Raw genomic sequence first — 24,685 nt, 5'->3', positions numbered from 1 at the left:
CGTCAGCGGTCCCTTCTGCGCGGGCGCGGAATTCCCCCCACCGCCACAAGCACGTCGGCCAGTTCTGCTGTCGTACGCATCCTCGCACCTGCCACTGACAACGCGCCCACGACCCGATGGTAAGTGATCTTGATTGGTCAGCTCTGCCCCCAAAAGTGCCTGACCAGTACCGCGTGCGCGATCACTTGAGATCGGTCACGTCCGGGCCCGGCAACCGACGGACCGAAGCGAGCGTCTTTCCATCGAACGCGCGCGGGAACACCTACGTATGGGGATACGTCCGGAACGCTTATCGGCTGCCTACGGGGACGGGGAAGGCAAGCCGGACGACAGACCGGTGCCGGGTGGCACGGCACTACAGTGGGTCGGACACACAAGACCAGGACACACCAGCAGACAGCTCGACAGACAACACGGCAAGCAACACGGCAAGCAACTCGGCAAGCAACTCGGCAAGCAACAGGGAGCGCATGACGTGCGGCCGGTAGGCAGCAAGTACCTCCTGGAGGAGCCGCTCGGACGCGGCGCCACCGGTACCGTCTGGCGTGCCCGCCAGCGGGAGACCGCGGGCGCCGAGGCTGCCGTGCCCGGCCAGCCCGGTGAGACCGTCGCGATCAAGGTCCTCAAGGAAGAGCTCGCGAGCGACCCCGACATCGTGATGCGCTTCCTGCGGGAGCGCTCGGTCCTGCTCCGGCTGACCCACCCGAACATCGTCCGGGTGCGGGACCTGGTCGTCGAGGGTGATCTCCTGGCCCTGGTCATGGACCTCGTCGAGGGTCCCGACCTGCACCGCTACCTGCGCGAGAGTGGCCCCTTCACGCCCGTGGCCGCCGCCCTGCTCACCGCGCAGGTCGCCGACGCGCTCGCCGCCAGCCACGCCGACGGCGTCGTGCACCGCGACCTGAAACCGGCCAACGTGCTGCTCCAGCAGTTGAATGGCCAGATGCACCCGATGCTGACCGACTTCGGCATCGCCCGCCTCGCCGACTCCCCGGGCCTGACCCGCACCCACGAGTTCGTCGGCACGCCCGCGTACGTGGCACCGGAGTCCGCCGAGGGCCGCCCGCAGACCTCCGCCGTCGACATCTACGGCGCCGGCATCCTGCTGTACGAGCTGGTCACCGGCCGCCCGCCGTTCTCCGGCGGCAGTGCCCTGGAAGTCCTCCACCAGCACCTCAGCGCCGAACCCCGCCGCCCCTCGACCGTCCCCGACCCGCTGTGGACGGTCATAGAGCGGTGCCTGCGCAAGAACCCCGACGACCGGCCCAGCGCCGAGAACCTCGCGCGCGGCCTGCGGGTCGTCGCCGAGGGCATCGGCGTGCACGCGAACTCCGCGCAGATCGCCGCGGCCGAGGGCGTGGGCGCCCTGCTGGCCCCCGACCCGGCGCCGGCGGCCGTACCGGGCTCCGCCGATCCCACGCAGGTGCTGCCGAACACCGGCGGGTACGACCCGAACGCCGCGACCAGCTTCCTCCCGCACACCGGCGGTCCGGCCGGTGCGGCGGACCCGACCGCGGTGCTGCCGAACACCGGCGCCGCCGACCCCACCGCCGTCATGCCGCCGATGCCCCAGGGGCAGCCGGGCGGCGGACCGCAGCAGCCGGAGCAGCCGCACCCCTGGCAGACCCAGCTCCGCGCGGCCCGCGACCGCAACGAGCAGACCCAGGTCCAGTACCTCGACCCGGGCGAGGACCCGCTGCGCCGCCGCCCCCAGCGCCAGGTGGCCCGGCCGCAGCAGCAGCCGCGCCAGGCCCCGCAGCAGCAGCCGGTGCGCCGGCCGCAGCCGCGTGGACAGCAGGGCGGACCGCAGGGCGGACCGGGCGGGTACGGCCAGCAGCAGCCGGCCGGGTACGGCCACCAGCCGCAGCAGCGCTACGCGCCCCCGGCCGAGCCGCAGCGAGCCCCGCGGGAGCCCCGGGAGCCCCGCCGCCGCAGCGCCAACCCGATGCGGATCCCCGGCCTCGGCTGTCTCAAGGGCTGCCTGTTCATGGTCGTCATCCTGTTCGTCGCGGGCTGGCTGATCTGGGACCTGACCCCGGTGCACACCTGGGTGGGACAGGGCCGGGGCTACTGGCACCAGCTGAGCGACTGGGCCGGCACGGTCAGCAGCTGGGTCAAGGACCTGGGCAGCGGCTCCGGCAACTGACCGCGAGTTTGGGGACTTGTCGACATCTGGCGGGTGATTTCCGCCTCCGGGGTGAAGGTTGGCTCTTCCGACGCGTACTTTTATCGGCAACACGCGTCGGTAGGAGCAGTCTTGGCACGGAAGATCGGCAGCCGGTACACCGCCAACCAGATCCTGGGACGGGGCAGCGCCGGCACGGTGTGGCTGGGCGAGGGGCCGGAGGGGCCCGTCGCCATCAAGCTGCTGCGCGAGGACCTCGCGTCCGACGAGGAACTCGTGGGCCGCTTCGTGCAGGAGCGCACGGCCCTGCTGGGCCTGGAGCACCCCAACGTCGTCTCCGTCCGCGATCTCGTGGTCGACGGCAACGACCTCGCCCTCGTCATGGACCTGGTCCGGGGCACCGATCTGCGCACCCGCCTGGAGCGGGAGCGGCGCCTCGCGCCCGAGGCGGCCGTCGCCATCGTCGCGGACGTCGCGGACGGGCTGGCGGCCGCGCACGCGGCGGGCGTCGTGCACCGCGACGTCAAGCCGGAGAACGTGCTGCTCGACATGCAGGGTCCGCTCGGCCCCGGCGGCTCCCACCCCGCCCTGCTGACCGACTTCGGCGTCGCGAAGCTGATCGACTCCCCGAAGCGGACCCGGGCCACGAAGATCATCGGTACCCCCGACTACCTGGCCCCGGAGATCGTGGAGGGCCTGCCGCCCCGCGCGTCGGTGGACATCTACGCGCTGGCGACGGTCCTGTACGAGCTCCTGGCCGGCTTCACCCCCTTCGGCGGCGGCCACCCCGGCGCCGTGCTGCGCCGCCACGTCACGGAGACGGTCGTCCCCCTGCCCGGCATCCCCGAGGAGCTCTGGCAGCTGCTCGTCCAGTGTCTGGCCAAGGCGCCCGCCTCCCGGCTGCGCGCCTCCGAGCTGGCCGCGAGGCTGCGGGAGCAGCTGCCGACGCTGGCCGGGATGCCGCCGCTGGACGTCGACGAACCGGACGCGGAGTCGTCGGAGGAGGCGGCCGACGAGCCGGCCGCGGCCCCGGCCGAGGAGGAGCAGCGGGTACGACGGCGCGGCGCCGTCTCCCTGGTGCCGGGCGCGAAGCCGGACTCCAACCGGGACACGCACACGTCGATGCGGGTGCCGGGGCCCGACGAGCTGGCGGGCGGCGCCCGCGGTACGGCACGGGCACCGCGCGCCTCCGGGGCCCCGCGGCCCGGTTCGGCCCGCCATCGCGTGGCGGCCCGGCGGCGCAGGGTGACGCTGGCGGTGGCCGGAGTGGTGGTGGCCGCCGCGGTGGGCGTCGGCGCGTGGCTGGCGTCGTCGGGCGACGACTCGCCCCCGCAGGAGACGCACAGCACCTCGACCCCGTGACCTGCCGGCGGCTCGGCCGTGCTTCCCCAGCCAGCCAGCCAGCCAGCCAGCGAGCCAGCCAGCGAGCCAGCCGGCCAGCGAGCCAGCCGGCCAGCGAGCCAGCCAGCGAGCCAGCCCGCCCGTCGGCCAGCCTGTCCGCCCGCCTGCCCGTCGGCCAGCCAGCCCGCCTGCCCGTCGGCCAGCCAGCCCGCCTGCCCGTCGGCCAGCCAGCCCGCCCGCCAGTCGGCCCGCCCGTCGGCCAGCCGGCCAGCCTGTCCGACACGGTCACCGGCCCTGGGCTCCGCCCCGGACCGCGGAGGGAAGCGGCCTCCGCCCCGTACTGCCGTTTCGGTTCCGTGCGCGCCCCTCTCCCCAGGGTCCGGGACGGCGGGTGGGCGAGGCCCGTCGGCCATGCTCGGTTGGCGGAGCCGTTACGCTGGGAGGCGTGGCAGTCGTCGATGTATCCGAAGAGCTCAAGTCCCTCTCCTCGACCATGGAGTCGATCGAGGCCGTTCTGGACCTCGACAAGCTGAGGGCAGACATCGCCGTGCTCGAGGAGCAGGCGGCCGCGCCGTCCCTGTGGGACAACCCGGACGAGGCGCAGAAGATCACCAGCAGGCTCTCCCACCTCCAGGCCGAGGTCAGGAAGGCGGAGGCGCTGCGCGGGCGGATCGACGATCTCGCCGTGCTCTTCGAGATGGCCGAGGAGGAGGACGACCCGGACACCCGTGCCGAGGCCGAGTCCGAGCTGGCCGCCGTCCGCAAGGCGCTGGACGAGATGGAGGTCCGGACGCTGCTCAGCGGTGAGTACGACTCCCGGGAAGCACTCGTCAACATCCGCGCGGAGGCCGGTGGCGTCGACGCCGCCGACTTCGCCGAGAAGCTCCAGCGCATGTACCTGCGCTGGGCCGAGCAGCACGGGTACAAGACCGAGGTCTACGAGACGTCGTACGCGGAAGAGGCCGGCATCAAGTCGACCACCTTCGCCGTCCAGGTGCCGTACGCCTACGGGACGCTCTCCGTGGAGCAGGGCACGCACCGCCTCGTGCGCATCTCGCCGTACGACAACCAGGGCCGCCGCCAGACCTCCTTCGCGGGCGTCGAGATCCTCCCCGTGGTCGAGCAGACCGACCACATCGAGATCGACGAGTCCGAACTGCGGGTGGACGTGTACCGCTCCTCGGGCCCCGGCGGCCAGGGCGTCAACACCACCGACTCCGCGGTGCGCCTGACCCACATCCCCACCGGCATCGTCGTCTCCTGCCAGAACGAGCGGTCGCAGATCCAGAACAAGGCGACCGCGATGAACGTCCTCCAGGCCAAGCTGCTGGAGCGGCGCCGGCAGGAGGAACAGGCCAAGATGGACGCCCTCAAGGGCGACGGCGGCAACTCCTGGGGCAACCAGATGCGGTCGTACGTGCTGCACCCGTACCAGATGGTCAAGGACCTGCGGACCGAGTACGAGGTGGGCAACCCCGAGGCCGTGTTCAACGGCGAGATCGACGGCTTCCTGGAGGCCGGAATTCGCTGGCGCAAGCAGCAGGAGAAGTAACTTTGTCGACTTGCCCATGACGGGCCGAACGATCGTGAACTGCCGCCCTTGGGGCGGCAGTTCTCGTTTTCCCCAGGGAATGCCTGGGTTTTACATCACACTCACACACTTCAACTCCCGGCATTCGGCGCGCAACTGGACATCGCGCACGCAACGGCCTTGACGTTGCTTTGAAAAATGGGAAGGGTGAAGCGTGGCATGCGTATCTCTGGGGCGCATGTGAACCGGGGGACCTGGTGTCGCGTTCACACGTCTACCGCCCCCGTCGATCACGGCCGGCCCCATGCGCCCGCTCATTGACTATCAGCTACTGGGGGTAGCAACCAGATGACGAAGAAGACGCGGATCCGGGTCGCGCGGATAGCCGCCGGTGCCGTGATCGCCGCCGGTGCCTCACTGACCGCGGCCGGCGCGGCCTCCGCCCTCTCCATCGGCGTCAGCGCCGACGCGAGCGGCGTCTCGGCCGACGTGAACCTCGGGGCGGACGACGACCCGACGGACAACCCGACCGAGATCCCGACGAACACGGCCCAGCCGACCGAGACGGCCACCGACGTGCCGACTCAGGAGCCCTCCGAGTCGAGCGAGCCCACGGACGAGCCGACCCAGCCGACCGAGGAGCCCACCGAGCCCACGGACGAGCCGACCAGCGACGCCCCGACCGACGGCAGCACCAGCGGCAGCGGCACCGGCAGCAACGGTGGTGGCAACGACAACACCGGCACCGACGGCAACTCCGGCACCTCCGCCCAGGAGGAGGGCTCCTCCGCCCTCACGGACACCAGCTCGGGCACCTCCAACACCCAGGCCCAGGGCAGCGGCGACCAGCTCGCCGAGACCGGTGCCGCCGAGACGACCTTCCTGGTCGTCGGCGCCGCCACCATGATCGCCGGTGGCATCGGCTTCCGCATCCTGCCGCGCCTCATGGGCGGCCGCGGCGGCGCCGCCGCCTGACGGTAGCCTCCCGCACGCGGAGCGTCACGCACCACGCACGACGAAGGGCCCGGAGCCTCGGCTCCGGGCCCTTTCCCGTCCTTGTGTGAGCTTCGCTACGCGGTCTGGTGCGCCAGCAGCGCCACCGCGGCGATCAGCACCGCCAGCAGCCCGATCAGCGCCATCGGGTTCAGACCGCCGAGGAAGCTCTCCTGCTGAAGGCGCTCGCGGTTGGCCCGGCACACGGGGCACCGGCCCTCGTTCACGGGCGCCGCGCAGTTCGCGCACACCAACCGGTCGTACGTCATGCGCTCGCCCTCCTTGCACCGGCCATTACCCAGACAACGCTCCGCGGAACGAGAACGTTCCCCTCCCACTGTGCCAGGTTCCCCCCGAAAGAGCGCGGCCGTCCGCGGAGCCCGCCCGGCCCTCCACGGCACTCCGGAGAATCTGCCCCGGAACAAAACCGCACAAGCCTCACTCAACCGTGACCGGCGCCTGCGCTTCCTCACCCGGTTCGCGTATGGTCACGCTCATCTACCCCCGGCGACCCGTGGTGCATCCGTGATCCGATTCGACAATGTCTCCAAGGTCTACCCCAAGCAGACCCGCCCCGCACTCAGGGATGTGTCCCTGGAAGTGGAGAAGGGCGAGTTCGTGTTCCTCGTCGGGTCCTCCGGCTCGGGGAAGTCCACCTTCCTGCGGCTGGTCCTCCGTGAGGAGCGGTGCAGCCACGGCCAGGTGCACGTCCTGGGCAAGGACCTCGCCCGTCTCTCCAACTGGAAGGTGCCGCAGATGCGCCGCCAGCTCGGGACGGTCTTCCAGGACTTCCGGCTGCTGCCCAACAAGACGGTCGCCGAGAACGTGGCCTTCGCGCAGGAGGTCATCGGCAAGTCCAAGGGCGAGATCCGCAAGTCCGTGCCCCAGGTGCTCGACCTCGTCGGGCTCGGCGGCAAGGAGGACCGGATGCCCGGCGAGCTGTCCGGTGGTGAGCAGCAGCGTGTGGCCATCGCGCGTGCCTTCGTGAACCGGCCCAAGCTGCTGATCGCGGACGAGCCCACGGGCAACCTCGACCCGCAGACCTCGGTCGGCATCATGAAGCTCCTGGACCGCATCAACCGCACCGGCACCACCGTGATCATGGCCACCCACGACCAGAACATCGTGGACCAGATGCGCAAGCGCGTCATCGAGCTGGAGAAGGGCCGCCTCGTCCGCGACCAGGCCCGCGGCGTCTACGGCTACCAGCACTGACCGCCACGACTTCGCAGACGTCCACGGAAAGGCATAACCCGACGCCATGCGCGCCTCGTTCGTAATGTCGGAGATCGGTGTCGGTCTCCGCCGGAATCTGACGATGACCTTCGCGGTCGTCGTCTCGGTCGCCCTGTCCCTGGCGCTCTTCGGCGGCTCGCTCCTCATGAGCGACCAGGTCAACACCATGAAGGGCTACTGGTACGACAAGGTCAACGTCTCGATCTTCCTCTGCAACAAGAGCGACGCCGAGTCGGACCCCAACTGCGCCAAGGGCGCGGTCACCGAGGACCAGAAGAAGCAGATCAAGGCCGACCTCGACAAGATGACCTCGATCGTCCAGAAGGTCACCTACGAGTCGCAGGACCAGGCGTACAAGCACTACAAGGAGCAGTTCGGCGACTCGCCGCTGGCCGACTCCCTCACGCCGGACCAGATGCAGGAGTCGTACCGGATCAAGCTCAAGGACCCGCAGAAGTACCAGGTGGTCGCGACGGCCTTCGACGGGCGGGACGGCGTGCAGTCCGTCCAGGACCAGAAGGGCATCCTGGACAACCTCTTCGGTCTCCTCAACGGCATGAACTGGGCGGCCCGGATGGTCATGGCCCTGATGCTGGTGGTCGCCCTGATGCTGATCGTCAACACGGTGCGTGTCTCCGCGTTCAGCCGTAGGCGGGAGACCGGCATCATGCGCCTGGTCGGCGCCTCCGGCTTCTACATCCAGGCCCCGTTCATCGCCGAGGCCGCCGTCGCCGGTCTGATCGGCGGCACGGTCGCCTGCGGATTCCTGGTGGTCGCCCGCTACTTCATCATCGACCACGGCCTGGCCCTCTCCCAGAAGCTGAACCTGATCAACTTCATCGGCTGGGACGCGGTGTTGACGAAGCTGCCGCTCATCCTGGCGACGAGCCTGCTGATGCCGGCGTTGGCCGCTTTCTTCGCGCTGCGCAAGTACCTGAAGGTGTGACGCATGCCAAGAGGGCCGTACGGGCAACCGCCCGTGCGGCCCTTTTCGTTGTCCTAGACTCACCGGCATGTCAGGCCCTGAGCTGTTCTGCCAGCCCCGCCGGGTTCGCCGCGGGGCGGCCCTGACGTTGGTGTTCGCAGGGCTGTTGGTGACCGGGGCGGCCACCGGGGCGTTCCCCGACCCCGGCCGGGCGGACCGCAAGTCGCCTGCCGGGAGCGCCCGTCCGGCCGCCCGGCACGAGGACGTCGCCAAGGCGGCCGCCGAGGCGATGGCCGACGGCAAGTCCCCCGTGGAGGCCGCCGAACGCGCCGTGAGCCGCAGCGGGGACCGGTGGGCCGCGGTCTACTCCGAGGGCGAGTACCAGGAGTTCGAGGAAGCGCTCGACGGCCAGTACACCGGCGTCGGGCTGTGGGCCCGGCGGGAGCGGGACGGCCGGATCGAGGTGACCAGGGTGCAGGCCGGGTCGCCGGCGGCCGCGGCGGGTGTCCGCAAGGGCGACCGGCTGCGCAGCGTGGACGGGGCGGACGTCGACGGCCGGCCCGTCACCGACGTCGTCTCGTTACTGCGCGGTGACGCCACCGACGCCCGCGCCGGTACGACCGTCACCCTGGGCCTCCAGCGCGGCACGCGCGCGTGGCGTGAGACCGTGCGCAGGGCGCTGCTGTCCACCGACTCGGTGACCGTGCGCAAGGCGGCCGCCGGTATCACCGTCATCAAGGTCTCGGCCTTCACCAAGGGCGCCGGGGACCTGGTGCGCGACGCGGTCCGGCGGGCGTCCGCCGACGGCGGGATCGTCCTCGACCTGCGCGGCAACTCCGGCGGCCTGGTCACCGAGGCCGTCACCGCCGCCTCCGCCTTCCTCGACGGCGGCCTGGTCGCCACCTACGACGTGCACGGCGTCCAGCGCTCCCTGCACGCCGAGCCCGGCGGCGACACCGTCAGACCGCTGGTCGCGCTCGTCGACGGCGGCACCATGAGCGCGGCCGAGATGCTCACCGGCGCCCTCCAGGACCGCGGCCGCGCGGTCGTCCTGGGCTCCCGCACCTTCGGCAAGGGCTCCATCCAGATGCCCACCCGCCTGCCCGACGGCTCGGTCGCCGAACTCACCGTCGGCCACTACCGCACCCCCTCCGGCCACGTCGTCGACGGCAGGGGCATCACCCCCGACCTGGAGGTCGGCACCGGCGCGCTCGAGCGGGCGGAGACCGTGCTGAGCGGTCTCGGCGACCCGTCGTGACCCGCGGCTAATCCGCTTCCCTCGCACCCCCTCCGTAGTGCGAAAATGGAGGGCACTATGGCCAAGGGAATGTACGTACCGAAAGAGTCCCAGCAGAAGCAGCAGGGGACGGCCGCCAAAGCCAGGGACGGCGAGAAGGGCGGCAAGCGCAAGATCGTCGCGCAGAACAAGAAGGCGCGGCACGACTACGCGATCATCGACACCTACGAGGCCGGTCTGGTGCTGTCCGGTACCGAGGTGAAGTCGCTGCGTCAGGGCCGGGCCTCGCTGGTCGACGGCTTCGTGCAGATCGACGGGAACGAGGCGTGGCTGCACAACGCCCACATCCCCGAGTACAGCCAGGGCACCTGGACCAACCACTCGGTGCGCCGCAAGCGCAAGCTGCTCCTGCACCGGGAGGAGATCGACAAGCTGGAGGCCAAGGCCCAGGAGACCGGTCACACGATCGTGCCCCTCGCCCTGTACTTCAAGGACGGCCGGGCCAAGGCGGAGATCGCCCTCGCCCGAGGCAAGAAGGAGTACGACAAGCGGCAGACCCTGCGCGAGCAGCAGGACCGCCGGGAGGCGGGGCGTGTCATCGCGGCGGCGAAGCGGCGGCAGCGGGAGGCCTAGGCCCGCGGGAATGTAGTGGCATCGGCGTGCGTTGGTCACGTACGATGGCACCAACACCGGGGGAAGCCGGTGTGAAGATTGAAAAATCAACATGGGGATGATCGGTTTCGACAGCGGATGTCGAGGCAGGGGAAGCGTGTCGAGAAAGCGGCCATGATCTCGTAAACCACAGGCCGAAAAAAATAATCGCCACTTCCAAGCGCGATTCCTCCCAGCAGGCCTTCGCCCTCGCTGCCTGATCTCAGGTAGCGACAGCGAGCCTCCTATACGGGAGTGTCAGCCCGGGGCTGTTCCCGACCCGGATCCTGGCATCAGCTAGGGGACTAAACCTTGATCCCGGTCACGGGGTGAAGAGGGAAATCTAACAGTGACTGAGCTCGTCGGCGACTTGTTCGCGTGATCGCCGGGGCTGAGAAAATCACAGCGAACTGCACACGGAGAAGCCCTGGTTCCGCACCGTTGGACGCGGGTTCGATTCCCGCCATCTCCACAGTCTCCATGTCACGAAGGCCCGGTGGTCACCGACCACCGGGCCTTCGTCGTGTTCGCGGAGCCGGCGTCCGCCGGACATGTGAAGATTGATGCCGCTCAGTCAAAAACCCTTCACAGGGATCACACAAGTTTACTAAAGTGCGGTGCGCGCGCTGGGCCGAACCGACCACTCGGCCGCCGCGCACGACCATCGGCGACCGGGGGAACAGCGTCGCCACGGGGAGGGACACACAGGGCTGACCGCCGCCACGGCGCTCGCCTTTCCGAAACTCTTCGTACCGGGCCCCCGCCTGCCCTTTTCACGAAGAACGGATGTTCTTTTGCGTTCCAGAACGGGGACTGTGACGCCCCCTGCCCGAAAAGCGGGCAGTCTCACACGACTTGTGCCCGCCGTGCTCGCCCTCGCCGTGCTCGCCACGGTCGCCGGCCGGCCGGACCCGCACCACGACCGGGCCGCCGACCTCAGCCCGGTGGCCGACAGTTACGACGGCTTCGACACCAAGGCCGCCGAACAGCTCCGCCAGGACCAGTGCCTGATGGCCGGCGTGCTGCGCATGGGCGGTCCCGCCATGTTCAGCACCGCGCAGGCCGCGCTCGACCAGACCCCGGACAAGCTGCACACCGCGGCCGACCGCGAGTACTGGAACACCACCCCGCTGTCGACGGCGTACGACCAGGACAGGGACGCCGCCGACAAGGCGGGCGACGCCCTCGACGCCTACATCGACGTCTGGAAGAAGCCGCTCGACGGCCTGAGCACCCCCGCCGGGTTCACCGTCACCGGTTTCCACTGGCCGCCGGGGACCACCGGCACCGGCCCGAGCTTCTTCGCGCAGACCGGCCTGAGCCAGTGGACCGCGGCCCAGTTCTGGAAGACGGAGGACGGCTTCTACGAAGATCCGACCCCGAAGGCCGACGACGCCACGCTGAAGGCCGTCAAGGACCTCGGCACCCCGCTCTACGGCGCCGACCCCGACCCCTCGCTCCCCACCCCGCAGTGGCAGCAGTCGTACGCCGAACACCAGGCCTGGGACCACCTGGTCAACTGGGACCTGGAGCCCACGGCCGCGGACAACGCCCGGCTGTTCCTGTCCTCCGGCGGCTTCCCGCGCACCGCGCCCGACCCGGGCAGCGTCGAGTACCGCATCGCCGTCGAGGACCTGAAGACCCGGTTCGCCTCCTGCGCCTGGCGCAGCCCCGTCGACCCGGACAGGGTCCTCGGCAAGGAGGTCGCGGACGCGTCCGCCGAGTGGCAGCAGGAGATCGCCGCCCAGGCCACCCAGCGCGACCAGATCCTCGACGCGAACCGCGACGCCACCAAGGCCCTCGCCACCGGCTCCAAGGCGCTGGGCGAACTCCTCGGCCAGTCCTGGATCGCCGACCGCCTCGCCCGCTGGCAGGACTACTGGTCCGCCGGCGGCCCCGGCTGGATCGGCGACAGCCCGGTGATCGTGCACGCGCACGGCGCCACCGACAAGTGCCTCGAAGTGGGCGGCGGCAAGAAGGACAACGGCACCCCGGCGCAGATCTACACCTGCAACGGCTCGGCCGGGCAGAAGTGGACGATCGACGGCGACTCGCTGGTCAACGTCAACTCCGGCAAGTGCCTGGAGGTGAAGGGCGGCGGCACCGCGAACGGGACCGCCGTCCAGATCTCCACCTGCAACGCCAAGAGCGCGGCCCAGAAGTGGGAGTACGACACCCACGCGACCAGCCGCCTGTACAACCCGGGCACCGGCAACTGCCTGGACCTCGCGACCTACGACAACAGCCGTGACGGCCGGATGTGGGACTGCAAGGGCACCGACCCGCAGAAGTTCGACTTCACCCCGTCCGGTCACAACGGCACCGACAAGCTGGACTATCCGACCAAGGCCCAGTTCGACAAGGCGAAGAAGGGCGTCACCGACGCCCAGACCGCGGCCAAGACCCAGCTCGACCTGCTCAAGGCGCAGGCGACCGCGGCGAAGAAGTCCGCCACCGACACGGACACCGCCACCAAGGCCGCCTACGCCGTCGCGGACCGGGCGGGCGCACCGCGCGGCCGGGGCCTGCTCGCCGGACAGCAGAAGGCCCAGGTCACCAAGGCGTCGGCCGCCGCGCTCGACGCGCTGGCCAAGGCCGGTGACACCGCCTACGCGGCGACCAAGGCGTCCGCCGGGGACAGCGCGACCATCGCAGCCCGCGCGGTGACCCAGGCGGCCCAGTCGAAGGCCGCGTTCCGGACGGCCGCCGCGCAGGAGGCCAACGCGCAGGCCAAGGCCGCCGCCGACGCCGCCGCCGTACAGGCGGGGACCGCCAAGGCCGCGCGGGACACCGCGAAGGCGAAGCTCGGCGAGACCCAGCAGGCGGAGGCCGACGCCAAGGCGGCCGCGGCCACCGCGCACGCCAAGCGGCTCTCGGCAGAGGCCGAGGAGCAGACGGCGAAGGCGGAGAAGGCGACCGCCGCGCAGAAGCAGGCCGAGGCCGCGCAGCACAAGGTGAACGCGGAGGGGTACGCGAAGACCGCCGCCGACGCCAAGGACCGGGCGGAGACCGCCGAGTCCACCGCGCGCGCCAAGCGCCAGGACGCGGAGGCCGCGCGGGACCGGGCCAAGGGCAAGTCGGACGACGCGTGGGACGCGAAGACCCAGGCGAACGCGGCCCGCGCGAAGGCCGACGCCAAGGACGCCTACGCCGACGCGCACGCCTCGGACGCCGACGCGAAGGACTCCCGGGCGGCGGCGGACCAGGCGGACCAGGCGGCCGGCGACGCGGAGACGGCGGCGACCTCGGCCCGTGCCGAGGCCGACGCGGCGAGCCAGGCCGCGGCCGACGCCGACGCCGCGGCGACCCGTGCCGAGGCGGCCGCGAAGCGGGCCCGTTCCGACGCGGACGAGGCCCAGGCCGCCAAGCTGAAGGCGGACGCGGCGGTGCGCACCGCGACCAGCGCGGCGGCGGACGCCATCAAGGCCTCGCAGGCCTCGGCCGACGCGGCGCGTGCCGCGGTCAAGCTGGCCGACGAGGCGGAGCAGCACGCGGCCGACTCGAGGAAGCAGGCCGACGCGGCCAAGGCCGAGGCCGCCAAGGCGGTCGTGGGCGCGGCCGACGCGGTCGGTCACGCGTACACGACCGCGCAGGCGGCCGAGGACGCCGGAGCCTCCGCGCAGCAGGTCGCCGCACCCGCCAACGACGCGATCCAGCTCGGCTCGCCCTACGTGGACACCGACTCCGCGGCCGGTCTCGTCGTCCTGACGGGCCAGTCGTCGAAGACGATCGCCCAGCAGCAGCAGGCCGTCGCCGAGGCGCACGCCGCCAACGCGCAGAAGAACGCCGAACAGGCGAAGAGCCTCGCCGACGCGGCCACCGGCGACGCGAAGGCCGCGTACACGATCGCCGCCGAGGCGGCCGGTCACGCCGCGGACGCCCGCAAGTCCTCGAAGGAGGCACTGGGTTACGCGTCCGAGGCGGCGCAGTACGCGGCGGACGCGCAGAAGTCACTGGCGCGCACCATCGAGTACGACCAGCAGGCCACCGCCGACGCGGCAGCCGCCGACCAGGCGGCCGGCGACGCGGAGGGCTACGCCAAGGACGCCCGCGCCTCCGCCGACCAGGCGGCCCTGGACGCGGACGCCGCCCGTACGGCGGCCGCCGAGGCCGAACAGTCCGCGAAGGACGCCCGCGCCGCGGCCGACCGGGCCGACGCCGAGGCCACCGCGGCCGAGGAGGCGGCGAAGGACGCCCAGAAGTACGCCGATTCGGCCCAGCAGGCGGCCGACCAGGCGGCGGCCGCCGACGCGAACAAGCAGGTCCAGACCGGCGCCGGGACCGGAACCGGAGTCGGCGGCGTGTTCTCCGTCATCGACGACGTCAAGCAGCAGGGGGACCCGCAGCGGCTCCCGGACGACTGCTCCCACCTGCCCTGTGACCTGGTCTTCGAAGTGCACTTCGACGCGGTCGTCAGCTACTACTTCTGCGAGAACCCCGACGTCCCGGCCACCCAGGCGGGCTGCCCGGCCGACGACACGTACTTCCTCACCACCAAGACGTTCAAGGGCCTGAAGAAGAACGTCAAGATCTCCTCCTGGGAGGCGACCAAGGACCTGTGGAAGGGCCTCTACCACTCGATCGTCGACGACTTCACCGGCTGCTACCACAAGGCCACCGGCACCGGTGACGGCAGCTACGGCGACTGCGCCTGGGCCGCGACCTGGCTTCCGCTCGGCGGTCCGATCGGAAAGATCACCGAGGCGATCCGCGCCGTCGACGCCGCCCTGCGCACCGGCATCGGCGTCGACGACGCCCTGAAGGCGCTGCGCGCACTGGACGTCGACGCCCGCACGCTCGCCGAGATCGAGCGGTCGGTGCACGCCTACGACGAATTCCGCCTGGCGTGCCGGCCCAACAGCTTCCCCGGCGCCACGCACGTCCTGATGGCCGACGGCACGACCAAGGAGATCAAGGACGTCAGGATCGGTGACGCGGTCCTCGCCACCGATCCCTGGAGCGGCCGGACCGCGGTCCGCGCGGTCACCGACACCGTCTACACGCCGGACGACACCGACTTCGCCGACATCACGATCGACGCCGGCCGGTCACGGATCACCGCCACTCAGCACCACCCGTTCTGGTCGCCCAGTGCCCACCGCTGGATCGACGCGGGCGACCTCGGCCCCGGCCAGACGCTGCGCACCAGCAGCGGCGAGACCGTCACCGTCGTGGGCGTCCACCGCTACCAGCGGCTCCACTCCGCCTACAACCTCAGCGTCGCCGGCATCCACACCTACTACGTGCTGGCGGGGACCACGCCGGTTCTCGTGCACAACACGTTCTGCCCGGTCGGTTTCGCCGACCTGGGCGGCGGCAGGCTCCAGTCGCCCGGCGGGCTGATCTATGGTTTCGACAGGAAGTTCGGCAACAAGATCGACCACGTGCTCGCCCACACGGTGCCCGACGCCTCCAGGGCGACGCACACGGTGTTCGTCGAGAAGGACCCCGGCAAGGTTCTCGCCCTGGTGGACGAGGCGTGGGCCATGCAGAGCAAGGCGATAAAGGATCCCGCGGACGCTTTCAGGTTCGTCTTCCCGATGGGAAGAACGATCGGAACCAGAGGAGAGAAGTACCTCCAGATCGCGGTCAATCCGCAGACCAAGGAGATTCTGAGCGCCTATCCGGTGGCTTCGCCGTAGCGGTCCGCGCCGCGTCGTAGAAGAAGCAGCGGAACGGGGTCCGGCCGACGTCGTACGACGTCGGCCGGACCCCGGTTCGACGAGCGTGAGGCAGAGAGATTCCACCATGCACAGCGACACGACCCGACGGATCAGGGAACTGCTGGACCGTGGCCACCCGGCCGCGTCCGTACTCGGCGAGGAGATCCAGCACCGGGTCTCGTCCGGAGACCTCGAGTGGGCGACGCTGCTCGGCGCGGAGCTCGCCCGGCGGGCCGGCCAGGAAGGCGAGGACTCATCCGCACACGCCTTCCTGCTCGACCGGTTGCAGACCGCCCTCGCCACCACGGCGGGGCAGCCGAGCCTGCGCGTCCTGATGCGTCTGCCCAGCGGCCTCCGGACCGGAGAGCCGGCACGGACCAAAACCGAGCGACGCCTGGCCCAGCTGGTGGCCCTGGGGCACCGGCCCGCGGACATCGTCCCGGTCGTGTACGGCGAACAGCTCGGCACCGCGGCGTCGGACGAGTTCAGAGCCTGCCTGCTGCACGAGCTGGTACTGGCAGGCGCCGCAGTACCGGACCACCCCCTGCTGCGGTCCTTCGGCGAAGCGCTCGTGGCGCGGGAGCATCCGCTCGCACCCCTGCCGCTCCACCTGCTGCCCGCGGAGCGTGCGCTGCTCAGACCGCCGCACGCCCCGCACGACTGGACGTGGGCCCTGCCCCCGGCGACGGTCGCGAACCACAGCGACCGGCCCGAACTCCGTGTCTCGCCGGAGATGCGCCGGCGCGGAGACGCGGTCGATCCGGTGGAGACCACCGACGCGGCGGCGGCCGGGGCCATGAGCGCCGCGGTGCGGCACTGGCTCGAGGAGTCCAACGGCACGGTCGCCGCACAGGAGTTCTGGTCCGCGTCCCCTGTCCCACCGGACGACTTCGCAGCCGTCTTCGAGCGGCTGCCCCTCACCGCGTGGCCGACGGGGGAGACCAGGCCCCGGCTGCACCCGGCCACCTCCGACAGGGTGCTGCGGGTGCTGCTCACCGCGGCGGTGCGCAGCCCCGCCTACGGCAGCGGCATGTTCGGTGCGTACGGGCGGCTCGCCGCCTGGCGCTCCCTCGGCGGCCTGGTCGGCACCGCCCCGGACGCGCCGATCAGTCGTACGGCCACGCTGGTCGAACAGGCACACTGGTTCATCGCCGACCCCTCGTCGGACTGGTTCCACCAGGTGGCCTGGGACCTCGCGGTGGCCGCCCTGCGACCGGGCGGCCAGGAGATCGCGGTCCTCACCGCCACGGACACCGACTGATTCCCGGCCAGGGCACCGGCAGGCGCGGTCGCCGTCTCGCGGGGGCCGTCAGAGCGCCTCGCGCGGGGCCGTGCTCGCGCGTTCCGTCAGGTGCGGTGCCAGCAGGGTCGCCTCCGGCACCGCCGTGTCCCCGCCCAGCTTGCGCATCAGCAACTCGGCCGCCCGTTCGCCCAGTTCCGCGGCCGGCAGGGCCACCGAGGTGACCGGGACACGCAGGGCCGCCGCGAGTTCGTCCGGGCAGATCGCGGTGATCGACAGGTCGGTGGGGACGCGGAGGCCGAGGTGCTCGAAGGCGTCGATCAGGGGTTCGAGGGCCGCCTCGTTGTGGACGACCACCCCCGTCAACGCCGGCTGTTCGCGCAGCAGATGTTCGGCGACCCGGCGCGCCCCCGCCGGGGTCGCCTCGCACGGGTGGACGGAACACGCCATCCGGTTGCGGTCGGCGGCGGCCGTGAACCCCTGGACCACCCGCTGGGCGAACGCGGTCTCCCGGACGTACACCTCCGGCGGCGACCCGACCAGCGCGACCACCCGGTGCCCGAGCCCCGCCAGCCGCTCCACGCACAGCTCACCGGCCGCCCTGAAGTCCAGGTCGACGCAGGTCAGGCCGGTCGCGTCAGAAGGAAAGCCGATCAGCACCGACGGCCGCTCCAGGGCCCGCAGCAGCGGCAGCCTGGGGTCGTGCAACTGGACGTCCATCACGATCAGCGCGTCCACCAGCGCCGTGTCGGCGACCCGGTGCAGGCCCTCCTCGCCCTCCTCCTGGGTGAGGAGCAGCACGTCGTGGTCGTACCGGCGGGCCGTGGTCACCACCGACACCGCGAACTGCATCACCACGGGCACGTGGATCCCGGTGCGCAAGGGGATCACCAGGGCGAGCACGTTGGAGCGGCTGCTGGCCAGCGCGCGGGCGCCGGCGTGCGGGCGGTAGCCGAGCTCGCGGATGGACGCCTGGACCCGGCGCCGGGTCTCGTCCGAGATCGGCCGCTTGCCGCTGAGCGCGTAGGACACCGTGCTGGGGGAGACCCCCGCGTGCCGGGCCACGTCCGTGATCTTCACCATCAGCCCAGCTCCAGCGAGAGGAACCCGGTCCCGGCGGCCGCCCGCGCGCTCCGCTCCCCGGCCGCCAGGCCCCAGGCCGCCACCGGATCACTGCACGAGGCCCGCAGGGTGTTCCCTTCGCGTACGACGGTGAAGGTGACGTCCCCGACCGGGACCGTGACCCGCGCGCCGCGTTCCAGGCCGTACGCCCGCAGGGTCACCCCGTCGGCGTGGTCGTAGTCGGGCCGGTCGGCCACCGCGCCGACCGGGATCACCGCGCCGGGCCGCACCAGCAGCGGCAGACCCAGGAAGTCGTGGCGCTCGCGGATCCAGCGGGGACCGGTGACCGTCCGCCCGGTCAGGAAGTGCGTCCAGGTGCCCCCGGGGCAGTAGTACGTCACCTGCCCCTCGTCGTCGAACACCGGCGCCACCAGCAGATCCCCGCCCAGCATGTACTGCCGTTCCAGATGCGCGCACCCGGGATCGTCCGGGAACTCCAGCACCATCGCCCGCATCACCGGCAGGCCCTCCGCGGACGCGGTGCGCGCGGCCTCGTACAGGTAGGGCATCAGGCTCAGCTTCAGCCGGGTGAAGTGCCGCAGCACGTCCACCGACTCCTCGTCGAACAGCCACGGCACCCGGTACGACGACGAGCCGTGCAGCCTGCTGTGCGAGGACAGCATCCCGAAGGCCAGCCACCGCTTGAACAGCGCCGGGGTCGGCGTGCCCTCGAAGCCGCCGATGTCATGGCTCCAGTAGCCGAACCCGGACAGGCCCAGTGAGAGCCCGCCGCGCAGCGACTCGGCCATCGACTCGTACGTGGCCTCGCAGTCACCGCCCCAGTGCACGGGGAACTTCTGGCTGCCGGCCGTCGCGGACCGCGCGAAGACCACCGCCTCACCCTCCCCCCGGTGCTTGCGCAGCACCTCGAAGACGGTCCGGTTGTACAGGTACGTGTAGTAGTTGTGCATCCGCTCCGGGTCCGACCCGTCGGACCAGACCACGTCCACCGGGACGCGCTCCCCGAAGTCGGTCTTGAAGCAGTCGACCCCCTCGGCGAGCAGGGCCTCCAGCTTGTCCGCGTACCAGTCCCGTGCCGCCGGGGAGGTGAAGTCCACCAGCGCCATCCCCGGCTGCCAGAGATCCCACTGCCACACGCTCCCGTCCGGCCGCCGCAGCAGGTGCCCCAGCTCCTTCCCCTCGGCGAACAGCGGCGACCGCTGCGCGATGTACGGGTTGATCCACACGCACACCCGCAGTCCCCGCTCGTGCAGCCGTCCCAGCATCCCCGCCGGGTCCGGGAACACCCGCGGATCCCACCGGAAGTCGCACCAGTTGAACTCCCGCATCCAGAAACAGTCGAAGTGGAAGACGGACAGCGGCAGTTCGCGCTCCCGCATGCCGTCGATGAAGGACGTCACCGTCTTCTCGTCGTAGGAGGTGGTGAAGGACGTGGAGAGCCACAGGCCGAGGGACCAGGCGGGCGGGAGGGCCGGGCGGCCGGTCAGGGCCGTGTACCTGCGCAGGATGTCCTTCGGGGTCGGGCCGTGGATGACGTAGTACGTCAACTGCTGGGACTCCACGCTGAACTGGACCCGCGACACCGCCTCCGAACCGACCTCGAACGACACCTTCCCCGGGTGGTCGACGAAGACGCCGTACCCCGCGTCGGTGAGGTAGAACGGGACGTTCTTGTAGGCCTGTTCGGTGGCCGTGCCGCCGTCCGCGTTCCAGATGTCGACGACCTGGCCGTTCCTGACCAGCGGGCCGAAGCGTTCGCCGAGCCCGTAGACCGATGTGCCGACCCCCAGGCGCAGTTGCTCCCGCAGGTAGTGGGCGCCCGTGGCCGTGTCCCGCATGATGCCCATGCCCTTGGGGCCGCTGGAGGTCAGGACGCGGCCGCCGGAGAGGAAGTCCAGCCGCCAGGGCGCGGTCCGGCTCAGCCGCAGGGTCAGCGAGCCGGAGACCAGGGTCGCGTGCTCGTCGTCGTACGACACCTGCGACGCGCAGTCGGCCCCGCCGAGCTCGAAGTGCGGGCCGCGCGGCTGCTCGCCCTCGAAGTGGGTGAAGGTGACGCCGATGACGCCGGGCATCGGGGTGTGCGCGCTGATCGTCAGGACCGGCCCCCTCAGGAGGTCGCCGCGGTGGCGGATGGGCTGGGTCGGCGCGTGGATCTCCAGCGCCGCGGCCGTGGCGGTGACGTCGAGGACCTCGACCGGGTGGGCCGCGGTGACGCCCTCGCGCAGCAGCCAGTAGCCGTCGGTGAACTTCACTCACGTACCTCCTACTTGACGGCGCCCACGGCGATGCCGCGGGTGAGCGTGCGCTGGAAGACGAGGAAGAAGACGATGGCCGGGAGCACGCCGAGCAGGGCGGCCGCGTTGGTCATCGTGGCGTCCATCAGGCGCTGGCCCTGGAGGACGCCGAGGGCGACGGAGACCGTCTGGTTGTCGTTGGAGATCAGCATGACCAGCGGCAGCAGGAACTCGTTCCAGGTCCAGATGAAGAAGAAGACCAGCAGCACGCCCAGGGTCGGGCGGCTGACCGGGACGACGATCCGGACCAGGATCTGCCACTTGTTCGCGCCGTCGATCCGGGCCGCCTCGACGATCTCGCGTGGGAACTGCCCGAGGACGGCGGAGAGCAAATACGTCCCGAACGCCGACTGGATCACCGTGAACACGATGATCACGCTGAGCCGGGTGTCGTACAGGCCGGCCTGCTTGCTCAGGTAGTACAGCGGGTAGACCAGCGCCTCCTGCGGCAGCATGTTGGCGAGCACGAAGAACGCCAGCACCCAGGTGCGGAACCGGATCCGGCCGATGCCGATCGCGTAGGCGTTGAGGACGGACAGGGCCGTGGCGAGCAGGGCCACCGATGCGCTGATGAGCGTGGAGTTGACGAGCTTCCGGCTGTAGTCGACGCGTTGCCAGAAGTCCTTCAGCCCGTCGAGGTAGAGGCCGTGGGGGAGGCTCAGCGGGCCGTTCCGCGAGTACTCCGCCGGGGACTTGACCGCGTTGACCGCCACGATCAGGAACGGGACGACCATGAAGAGGGCGGCGAGGCAGAGGGCGAGGAGCACCGGGTAGCGGCGCACGGCGGTCGGACGGGTCATGTGGCCTCCGCGCGGTTCTGGAGCTTCAGACCGAGCACGGCCAGGGCGAGGACGATGACCGTGAGGACCGTGGAGATCGCCGAGCCGTAGCCGACCTGGGTCTTCTCGAAGAACGTGGTGAAGGAGAAGTAGGAGGGGACGTCGGTGGCGCCGCCGGGGCCGCCCTTCGTCAGGACGTACACCGCGCCGAAGACCTTCAGCGCGGCGATCGTGCACCAGGTCAGGACCACGTACACCTCGGGGCGGATCTGCGGCAGCGTGACGTGCCGGAAGCGCCGCCACCAGCCGGCGCCGTCCAGTTCGGCCGCCTCGTACAACTGGGGGTCCACGCGGCCGAGTCCGGCCATGAAGACGACCAGCGGGAAGCCGAGCTGCACCCAGACCAGTACGCCCATGACGGTGTAGAGGGCGATGTCCGGGTCGCCGAGCCAGTCCTGCTGCCACGAGCCGAGACCGACGGCCTTCAGCAGGGTGTTGAGGGAGCCGTTGTCCGGGGCCAGGATCCAGCTCCAGACGATGCCGGCCACCGCCACCGGCAGCACCTGGGGGAGGTAGAAGCAGGCGCGCAGGACCGCCGCGATCCGGGTACCGAAGTGCTTGCCGATGTAGTCGAACAGGGCGGCGGCCAGGACCAGTCCGAGCGCGGTCGGGAGCAGCGCCATCGCGACGACCATGAAGAGGCTGTGCCGGAACGACGTCCAGAACTCCGTGTCGCGCAGCAGTTCACGGTAGTTGGCGAGCCCGGACCAGTGCGGGCTGCCCACCCCCTGCCAGTCGGTGAAGCCCACGGCCGTGTTCATCAGGAACGGGACGACCACGACGGCCAGGAAGGCCAGGACACCGGGGAGCAGGAACAGGGCGTGGGAGTCCCGGCGCACCCTCACCTGGTGCCCTTGTCGTACGCCGTCTGGAGGTTGCTCAGGTAGGCGTCCGGTTTCTCACTGCCGGTGATCAGCTTCTGGGTCTCGGAGACGAGGGTGTCGTAGAAGCCGGCGATCGGCCAGTCCGGGTAGAAGGCGAGACCGTCGCGCTTGCTCAGGGTGTTGAAGTCGGCGATGAGCTGCTTGGACTTGGGGTCGGTGATGGCGCCGGGGTCGGCGGCGACCGGCACCCCGCCCTTGTTGCCGAGCAGGTTCTGGATCTTCTTCGACATGGTGATGTCGATGAAGTCGTAGGCGAGCTCCTTGTTCCCGGAGTTCTTCGGTACGACCCAGAGGTTGCCGCCCGAGCCGAGGGTGAGGTCCGAGCCGGGCCACAGGAAGCTGCCCCAGTCGAACTTCGCCTCCGACTGGAAACGGCCGTACCACCAGCTGCCGGAGAACAGGATCGGCGCCTTGCCCTGGATGAAGGAGACCCCGGCCTGCTCGGCGGTCGTACCGGAGGACGTCTTCGCGATGTAGCCCTTCTTCACCCAGTCGGCGAAGGTGGTCGCCGCGTACGTCCAGGCCTGGTCGTGGAAGTCGACCTTGCCCTTGTACAGCTCGTAGGCGTCGACCCACGAGCGGTCGGCCTTCGAGAGCGCCAGCTGGTAGAGGTACTGCTGGGCCAGGTACTCGGAACCGGCGTTCGCGAGCGGGGTGATCCCCTTCGCCACGAACGTGCTCATCGCCGCCGTCAGGTCGTCGAACGTCTTCGGCTCGGCGATCCCGTACTTCTTGAACAGGTCCTTGTCGTAGTAGACCATCGTGTACTCGGCGTAGTCGGGCACCCCGTACCACTTGCCTGAGCCCATCACGCCGTCGGCGCCGTACCGGCTGGTGGTGCGCACCCCCGCGCTGAGCTTCTTGTCCCAGCCGCGCTTGGCCGCCTCGGCGGTCAGGTCGGTGAGGAGCCCCTGCTTGGAGAGCAGCCCCGCCGTCGCGTTGCCCTTGTTGTACTCCATGAGGTCGGGCGCGTCGGAGGAGTTGAGGACCATCTGCGCGGTCTTCTGGATCTGCTCGAAGCTCTTCTCCTCGTACTTCACCTTCACGCCGGGGTGGCTCGCCTCGAACTCCTTGATGGCCTCGCTCCAGGCCACGCCCATCGCGCTGTTCGGAGCCTCGTAGTGCCACAGCCGCAGGGTTCTGGCGTCGGACGTGCTGCCGCCCGAGCCGCCGCAGGAGGCCAGCAGCAGCGACCCGGACAGGGCCACCGCCGCGGCCGTCAGCCGCCTTGCCCGCCCCGTCCGCCCCGTCTGTCCTGTCCGTCCTGTTCGGCCTGTTCGCCTTCGTGCCGTCAACATCCAGTGCCTCCGCAGGAGTTGTGGATGGTGCTCGTCCGGCGTCGAATCGGTTCGATGCCGGACGTCGAAGCGCTTCGACGATGGAAGGTAGGTGCGGGTTGTGAAAGCGTCAATGGGTCCGGCGGGAATTGTGGGAAGCGATTCGACTGACGGTGTGGACCACGACGGCCGCGCAGGCAGCGGCGACCGGAGTGGTGTAGGCCGCCGCCGGCGCGAGGTGCTCCGCCGCCCAGCCGCCGACCGCGGAGCCGGTGGCCACGCCGGTCAGCAGGGCGGTGACGACGAGGCTCATCCCCTCGTTGAGGCGGCCCTCCGGGGTGCGCTCCTGGACCAGGGACATCGCGGTCACCATCGTCGGCGCGGTCGCCATCCCGGCCGCGAGCAGGGCGGGGGCGACGGCCCACAGAGAGTCGAGGGTGCGGGCCGCGAGGAGGGGGAGGGACATCAGGGCCGCCATCGCCCACAGGCAGACGGCGAACCGTCGTTCGGCCGGCCCCGTCGGCCTGAGCGCCCCGTACACCAGGCCCGCCGCGCAGGAGCCGGCGGCCTGGAGGGCCAGTACGGCACCGGCGGCCGGCCGATGGCCCTGCGCGTCGGCGTAGGCGATGGTGACGACCTCCATCGAACCGAACACCGCGCCGGTGGCGACGAAGCAGGCCAGGAGGGCGGCGAGGCGCAGCGGGGTCCTCGCGGCGCCCGTCCCGGCCCGGACCGGTGGCTCGGTCGCGCGCTGGGCGGTGAACAGCAGCATCCCGCAGAGCAGCAGCACCGCCCCGACCAGGGTGCCGGCCTCCGGGAAGAGGGTGCCGGTGAGGAAGGAGGCGAGCACCGGGCCGAGCATGAAGCACAGTTCGTCGGCGGCCTGTTCGAAGGAGTTCGCGGTGTGCAGGGCGTCCGGGTCGGCGCGCAGCAGGTACGCCCAGCGGGCGCGGGACATACCGCCCAGGTTGGGTGTGGTGGCGGTGGCCGCGTAGGCGGCGAACAGGGTCCAGTCGGGGGCGCCGTAGTGGACGCAGAGCAGCAGGGCGAGACTGCCGAGGACGGCGGTGACCGTGGCGGGCACGGCGACCCTGGCCTGCCCGAACCGGTCGACGAGCCGGGCGATCCAGGGCCCGGCCACCCCGGTCGCCGCGAGGCCGGTCGCGGTGACGGCGCCGGCGAGGGCGTACGAGCCGCGGGCGCCGGCGATCATCACGACGGCGCTGACGCTGAACATCCCCATGGGGAGCCGGGCCAGCAGGTTCCCGGCGGTGAAGGCGCGGGTACCGGGGCGGGCGAAGAGGCGGCGGTAGGGGCCGGGCGGACGGGACCGTAGGGGGGAGCGGGGGGAGCGGGGGGAGCGGGG

General features: G+C 71.0%; 17 protein-coding genes and 1 other RNA gene. 11 read left to right on the top strand and 7 right to left on the bottom strand.

The features are described 5' to 3' along the window. The first annotated feature begins 475 nt into the window (after nucleotides 1–475). The 4 genes from AAW13_RS02480 (at nucleotide 476) to AAW13_RS02465 (ending at nucleotide 5,972) form a co-directional block, all read left to right on the top strand. Complete coding sequence (locus AAW13_RS02480) at nucleotides 476–2,146, top strand: serine/threonine-protein kinase (RefSeq protein ID WP_046729177.1); 1,671 nt, start codon at nucleotides 476–478, stop codon at nucleotides 2,144–2,146. A gap of 111 nt (nucleotides 2,147–2,257) precedes the next feature. Next, nucleotides 2,258–3,487 carry a serine/threonine-protein kinase gene (locus AAW13_RS02475; RefSeq protein ID WP_046729176.1) on the top strand — a complete coding sequence of 410 codons (1,230 nt, stop codon included), beginning with the start codon at nucleotides 2,258–2,260 and terminating at the stop codon, nucleotides 3,485–3,487. Between the two features lie 424 nt (nucleotides 3,488–3,911). Further along, nucleotides 3,912–5,018 carry a peptide chain release factor 2 gene (prfB, locus tag AAW13_RS02470; protein ID WP_046729175.1) on the top strand — a complete coding sequence of 369 codons (1,107 nt, stop codon included), beginning with the start codon at nucleotides 3,912–3,914 and terminating at the stop codon, nucleotides 5,016–5,018. 327 nt (nucleotides 5,019–5,345) lie between these two features. Continuing rightward, complete coding sequence (locus AAW13_RS02465) at nucleotides 5,346–5,972, top strand: hypothetical protein (protein WP_046729174.1); 627 nt, start codon at nucleotides 5,346–5,348, stop codon at nucleotides 5,970–5,972. A gap of 95 nt (nucleotides 5,973–6,067) precedes the next feature. Here the strand turns inward: AAW13_RS02465 and AAW13_RS02460 are convergent, their stop codons facing one another. Next, nucleotides 6,068–6,259: a hypothetical protein gene (locus tag AAW13_RS02460; RefSeq protein ID WP_046729173.1), complete on the bottom strand. Its 192-nt coding sequence runs from the start codon at nucleotides 6,257–6,259 to the stop codon at nucleotides 6,068–6,070. A gap of 256 nt (nucleotides 6,260–6,515) precedes the next feature. Between AAW13_RS02460 and ftsE the strand changes: the two genes are divergently transcribed. The 7 genes from ftsE to AAW13_RS02425 all read left to right on the top strand — a co-directional run bounded on the left by ftsE (nucleotide 6,516) and on the right by AAW13_RS02425 (nucleotide 16,963). Beyond that, nucleotides 6,516–7,205, top strand: a complete 690-nt coding sequence (gene ftsE, locus AAW13_RS02455; RefSeq protein ID WP_046729172.1) for a cell division ATP-binding protein FtsE — start codon at nucleotides 6,516–6,518, stop codon at nucleotides 7,203–7,205. Nucleotides 7,206–7,251: 46 nt separating this feature from the next. Continuing rightward, entirely contained in the window at nucleotides 7,252–8,172 is a 921-nt protein-coding gene (gene ftsX / locus AAW13_RS02450) for a permease-like cell division protein FtsX (RefSeq protein WP_046729171.1), read from the top strand. Nucleotides 8,173–8,239: 67 nt separating this feature from the next. Then, nucleotides 8,240–9,409, top strand: coding sequence for a S41 family peptidase (locus AAW13_RS02445; RefSeq protein WP_206306133.1), 1,170 nt, complete (start codon nucleotides 8,240–8,242; stop codon nucleotides 9,407–9,409). Between the two features lie 69 nt (nucleotides 9,410–9,478). Then, the gene (smpB, locus tag AAW13_RS02440) at nucleotides 9,479–10,021 is read left to right on the top strand and encodes an SsrA-binding protein SmpB (RefSeq protein WP_046729215.1); all 543 of its coding nucleotides are present in this window, start codon (nucleotides 9,479–9,481) and stop codon (nucleotides 10,019–10,021) included. 93 nt (nucleotides 10,022–10,114) lie between these two features. Beyond that, nucleotides 10,115–10,514: a transfer-messenger RNA gene (gene ssrA, locus AAW13_RS02435) on the top strand. A 391-nt stretch (nucleotides 10,515–10,905) separates the two neighbouring features. Beyond that, nucleotides 10,906–15,681, top strand: a complete 4,776-nt coding sequence (locus AAW13_RS02430; RefSeq protein ID WP_476756028.1) for a ricin-type beta-trefoil lectin domain protein — start codon at nucleotides 10,906–10,908, stop codon at nucleotides 15,679–15,681. Nucleotides 15,682–15,787: 106 nt separating this feature from the next. After that, entirely contained in the window at nucleotides 15,788–16,963 is a 1,176-nt protein-coding gene (locus AAW13_RS02425; protein WP_052768538.1) for a DUF6183 family protein, read from the top strand. A 48-nt stretch (nucleotides 16,964–17,011) separates the two neighbouring features. Here the strand turns inward: AAW13_RS02425 and AAW13_RS02420 are convergent, their stop codons facing one another. The 6 genes from AAW13_RS02420 to AAW13_RS02395 all read right to left on the bottom strand — a co-directional run. Then, nucleotides 17,012–18,025: a LacI family DNA-binding transcriptional regulator gene (locus tag AAW13_RS02420; protein ID WP_206306132.1), complete on the bottom strand. Its 1,014-nt coding sequence runs from the start codon at nucleotides 18,023–18,025 to the stop codon at nucleotides 17,012–17,014. Then, on the bottom strand, nucleotides 18,025–20,277 hold the full coding sequence (yicI, locus tag AAW13_RS02415; protein ID WP_046729168.1) for an alpha-xylosidase: 2,253 nt from the start codon (nucleotides 20,275–20,277) through the stop codon (nucleotides 18,025–18,027). The genes AAW13_RS02420 and yicI overlap by 1 nt, the downstream gene beginning before the upstream one ends. Nucleotides 20,278–20,288: 11 nt before the next feature. Next, nucleotides 20,289–21,119 carry a carbohydrate ABC transporter permease gene (locus AAW13_RS02410; protein WP_046729167.1) on the bottom strand — a complete coding sequence of 277 codons (831 nt, stop codon included), beginning with the start codon at nucleotides 21,117–21,119 and terminating at the stop codon, nucleotides 20,289–20,291. After that, nucleotides 21,116–22,003: a carbohydrate ABC transporter permease gene (locus tag AAW13_RS02405; protein ID WP_046729166.1), complete on the bottom strand. Its 888-nt coding sequence runs from the start codon at nucleotides 22,001–22,003 to the stop codon at nucleotides 21,116–21,118. The genes AAW13_RS02410 and AAW13_RS02405 overlap by 4 nt, the downstream gene beginning before the upstream one ends. After that, on the bottom strand, nucleotides 22,000–23,340 hold the full coding sequence (locus tag AAW13_RS02400; protein WP_079178682.1) for an ABC transporter substrate-binding protein: 1,341 nt from the start codon (nucleotides 23,338–23,340) through the stop codon (nucleotides 22,000–22,002). The genes AAW13_RS02405 and AAW13_RS02400 overlap by 4 nt, the downstream gene beginning before the upstream one ends. 109 nt (nucleotides 23,341–23,449) lie before the next feature. Further along, on the bottom strand, nucleotides 23,450–24,685 hold a 1,236-nt coding region (locus AAW13_RS02395; RefSeq protein ID WP_240528510.1), incomplete at its 5' end, for an MFS transporter.

Origin of the sequence: Streptomyces humi, assembly GCF_001005085.2 — a bacterium.
Lineage (GTDB): Bacteria > Actinomycetota > Actinomycetes > Streptomycetales > Streptomycetaceae > Streptomyces > Streptomyces humi.
The sequence above is the reverse complement of the archived record's forward strand: the minus strand, read 5'-3'. Positions and strand labels throughout refer to the sequence as shown.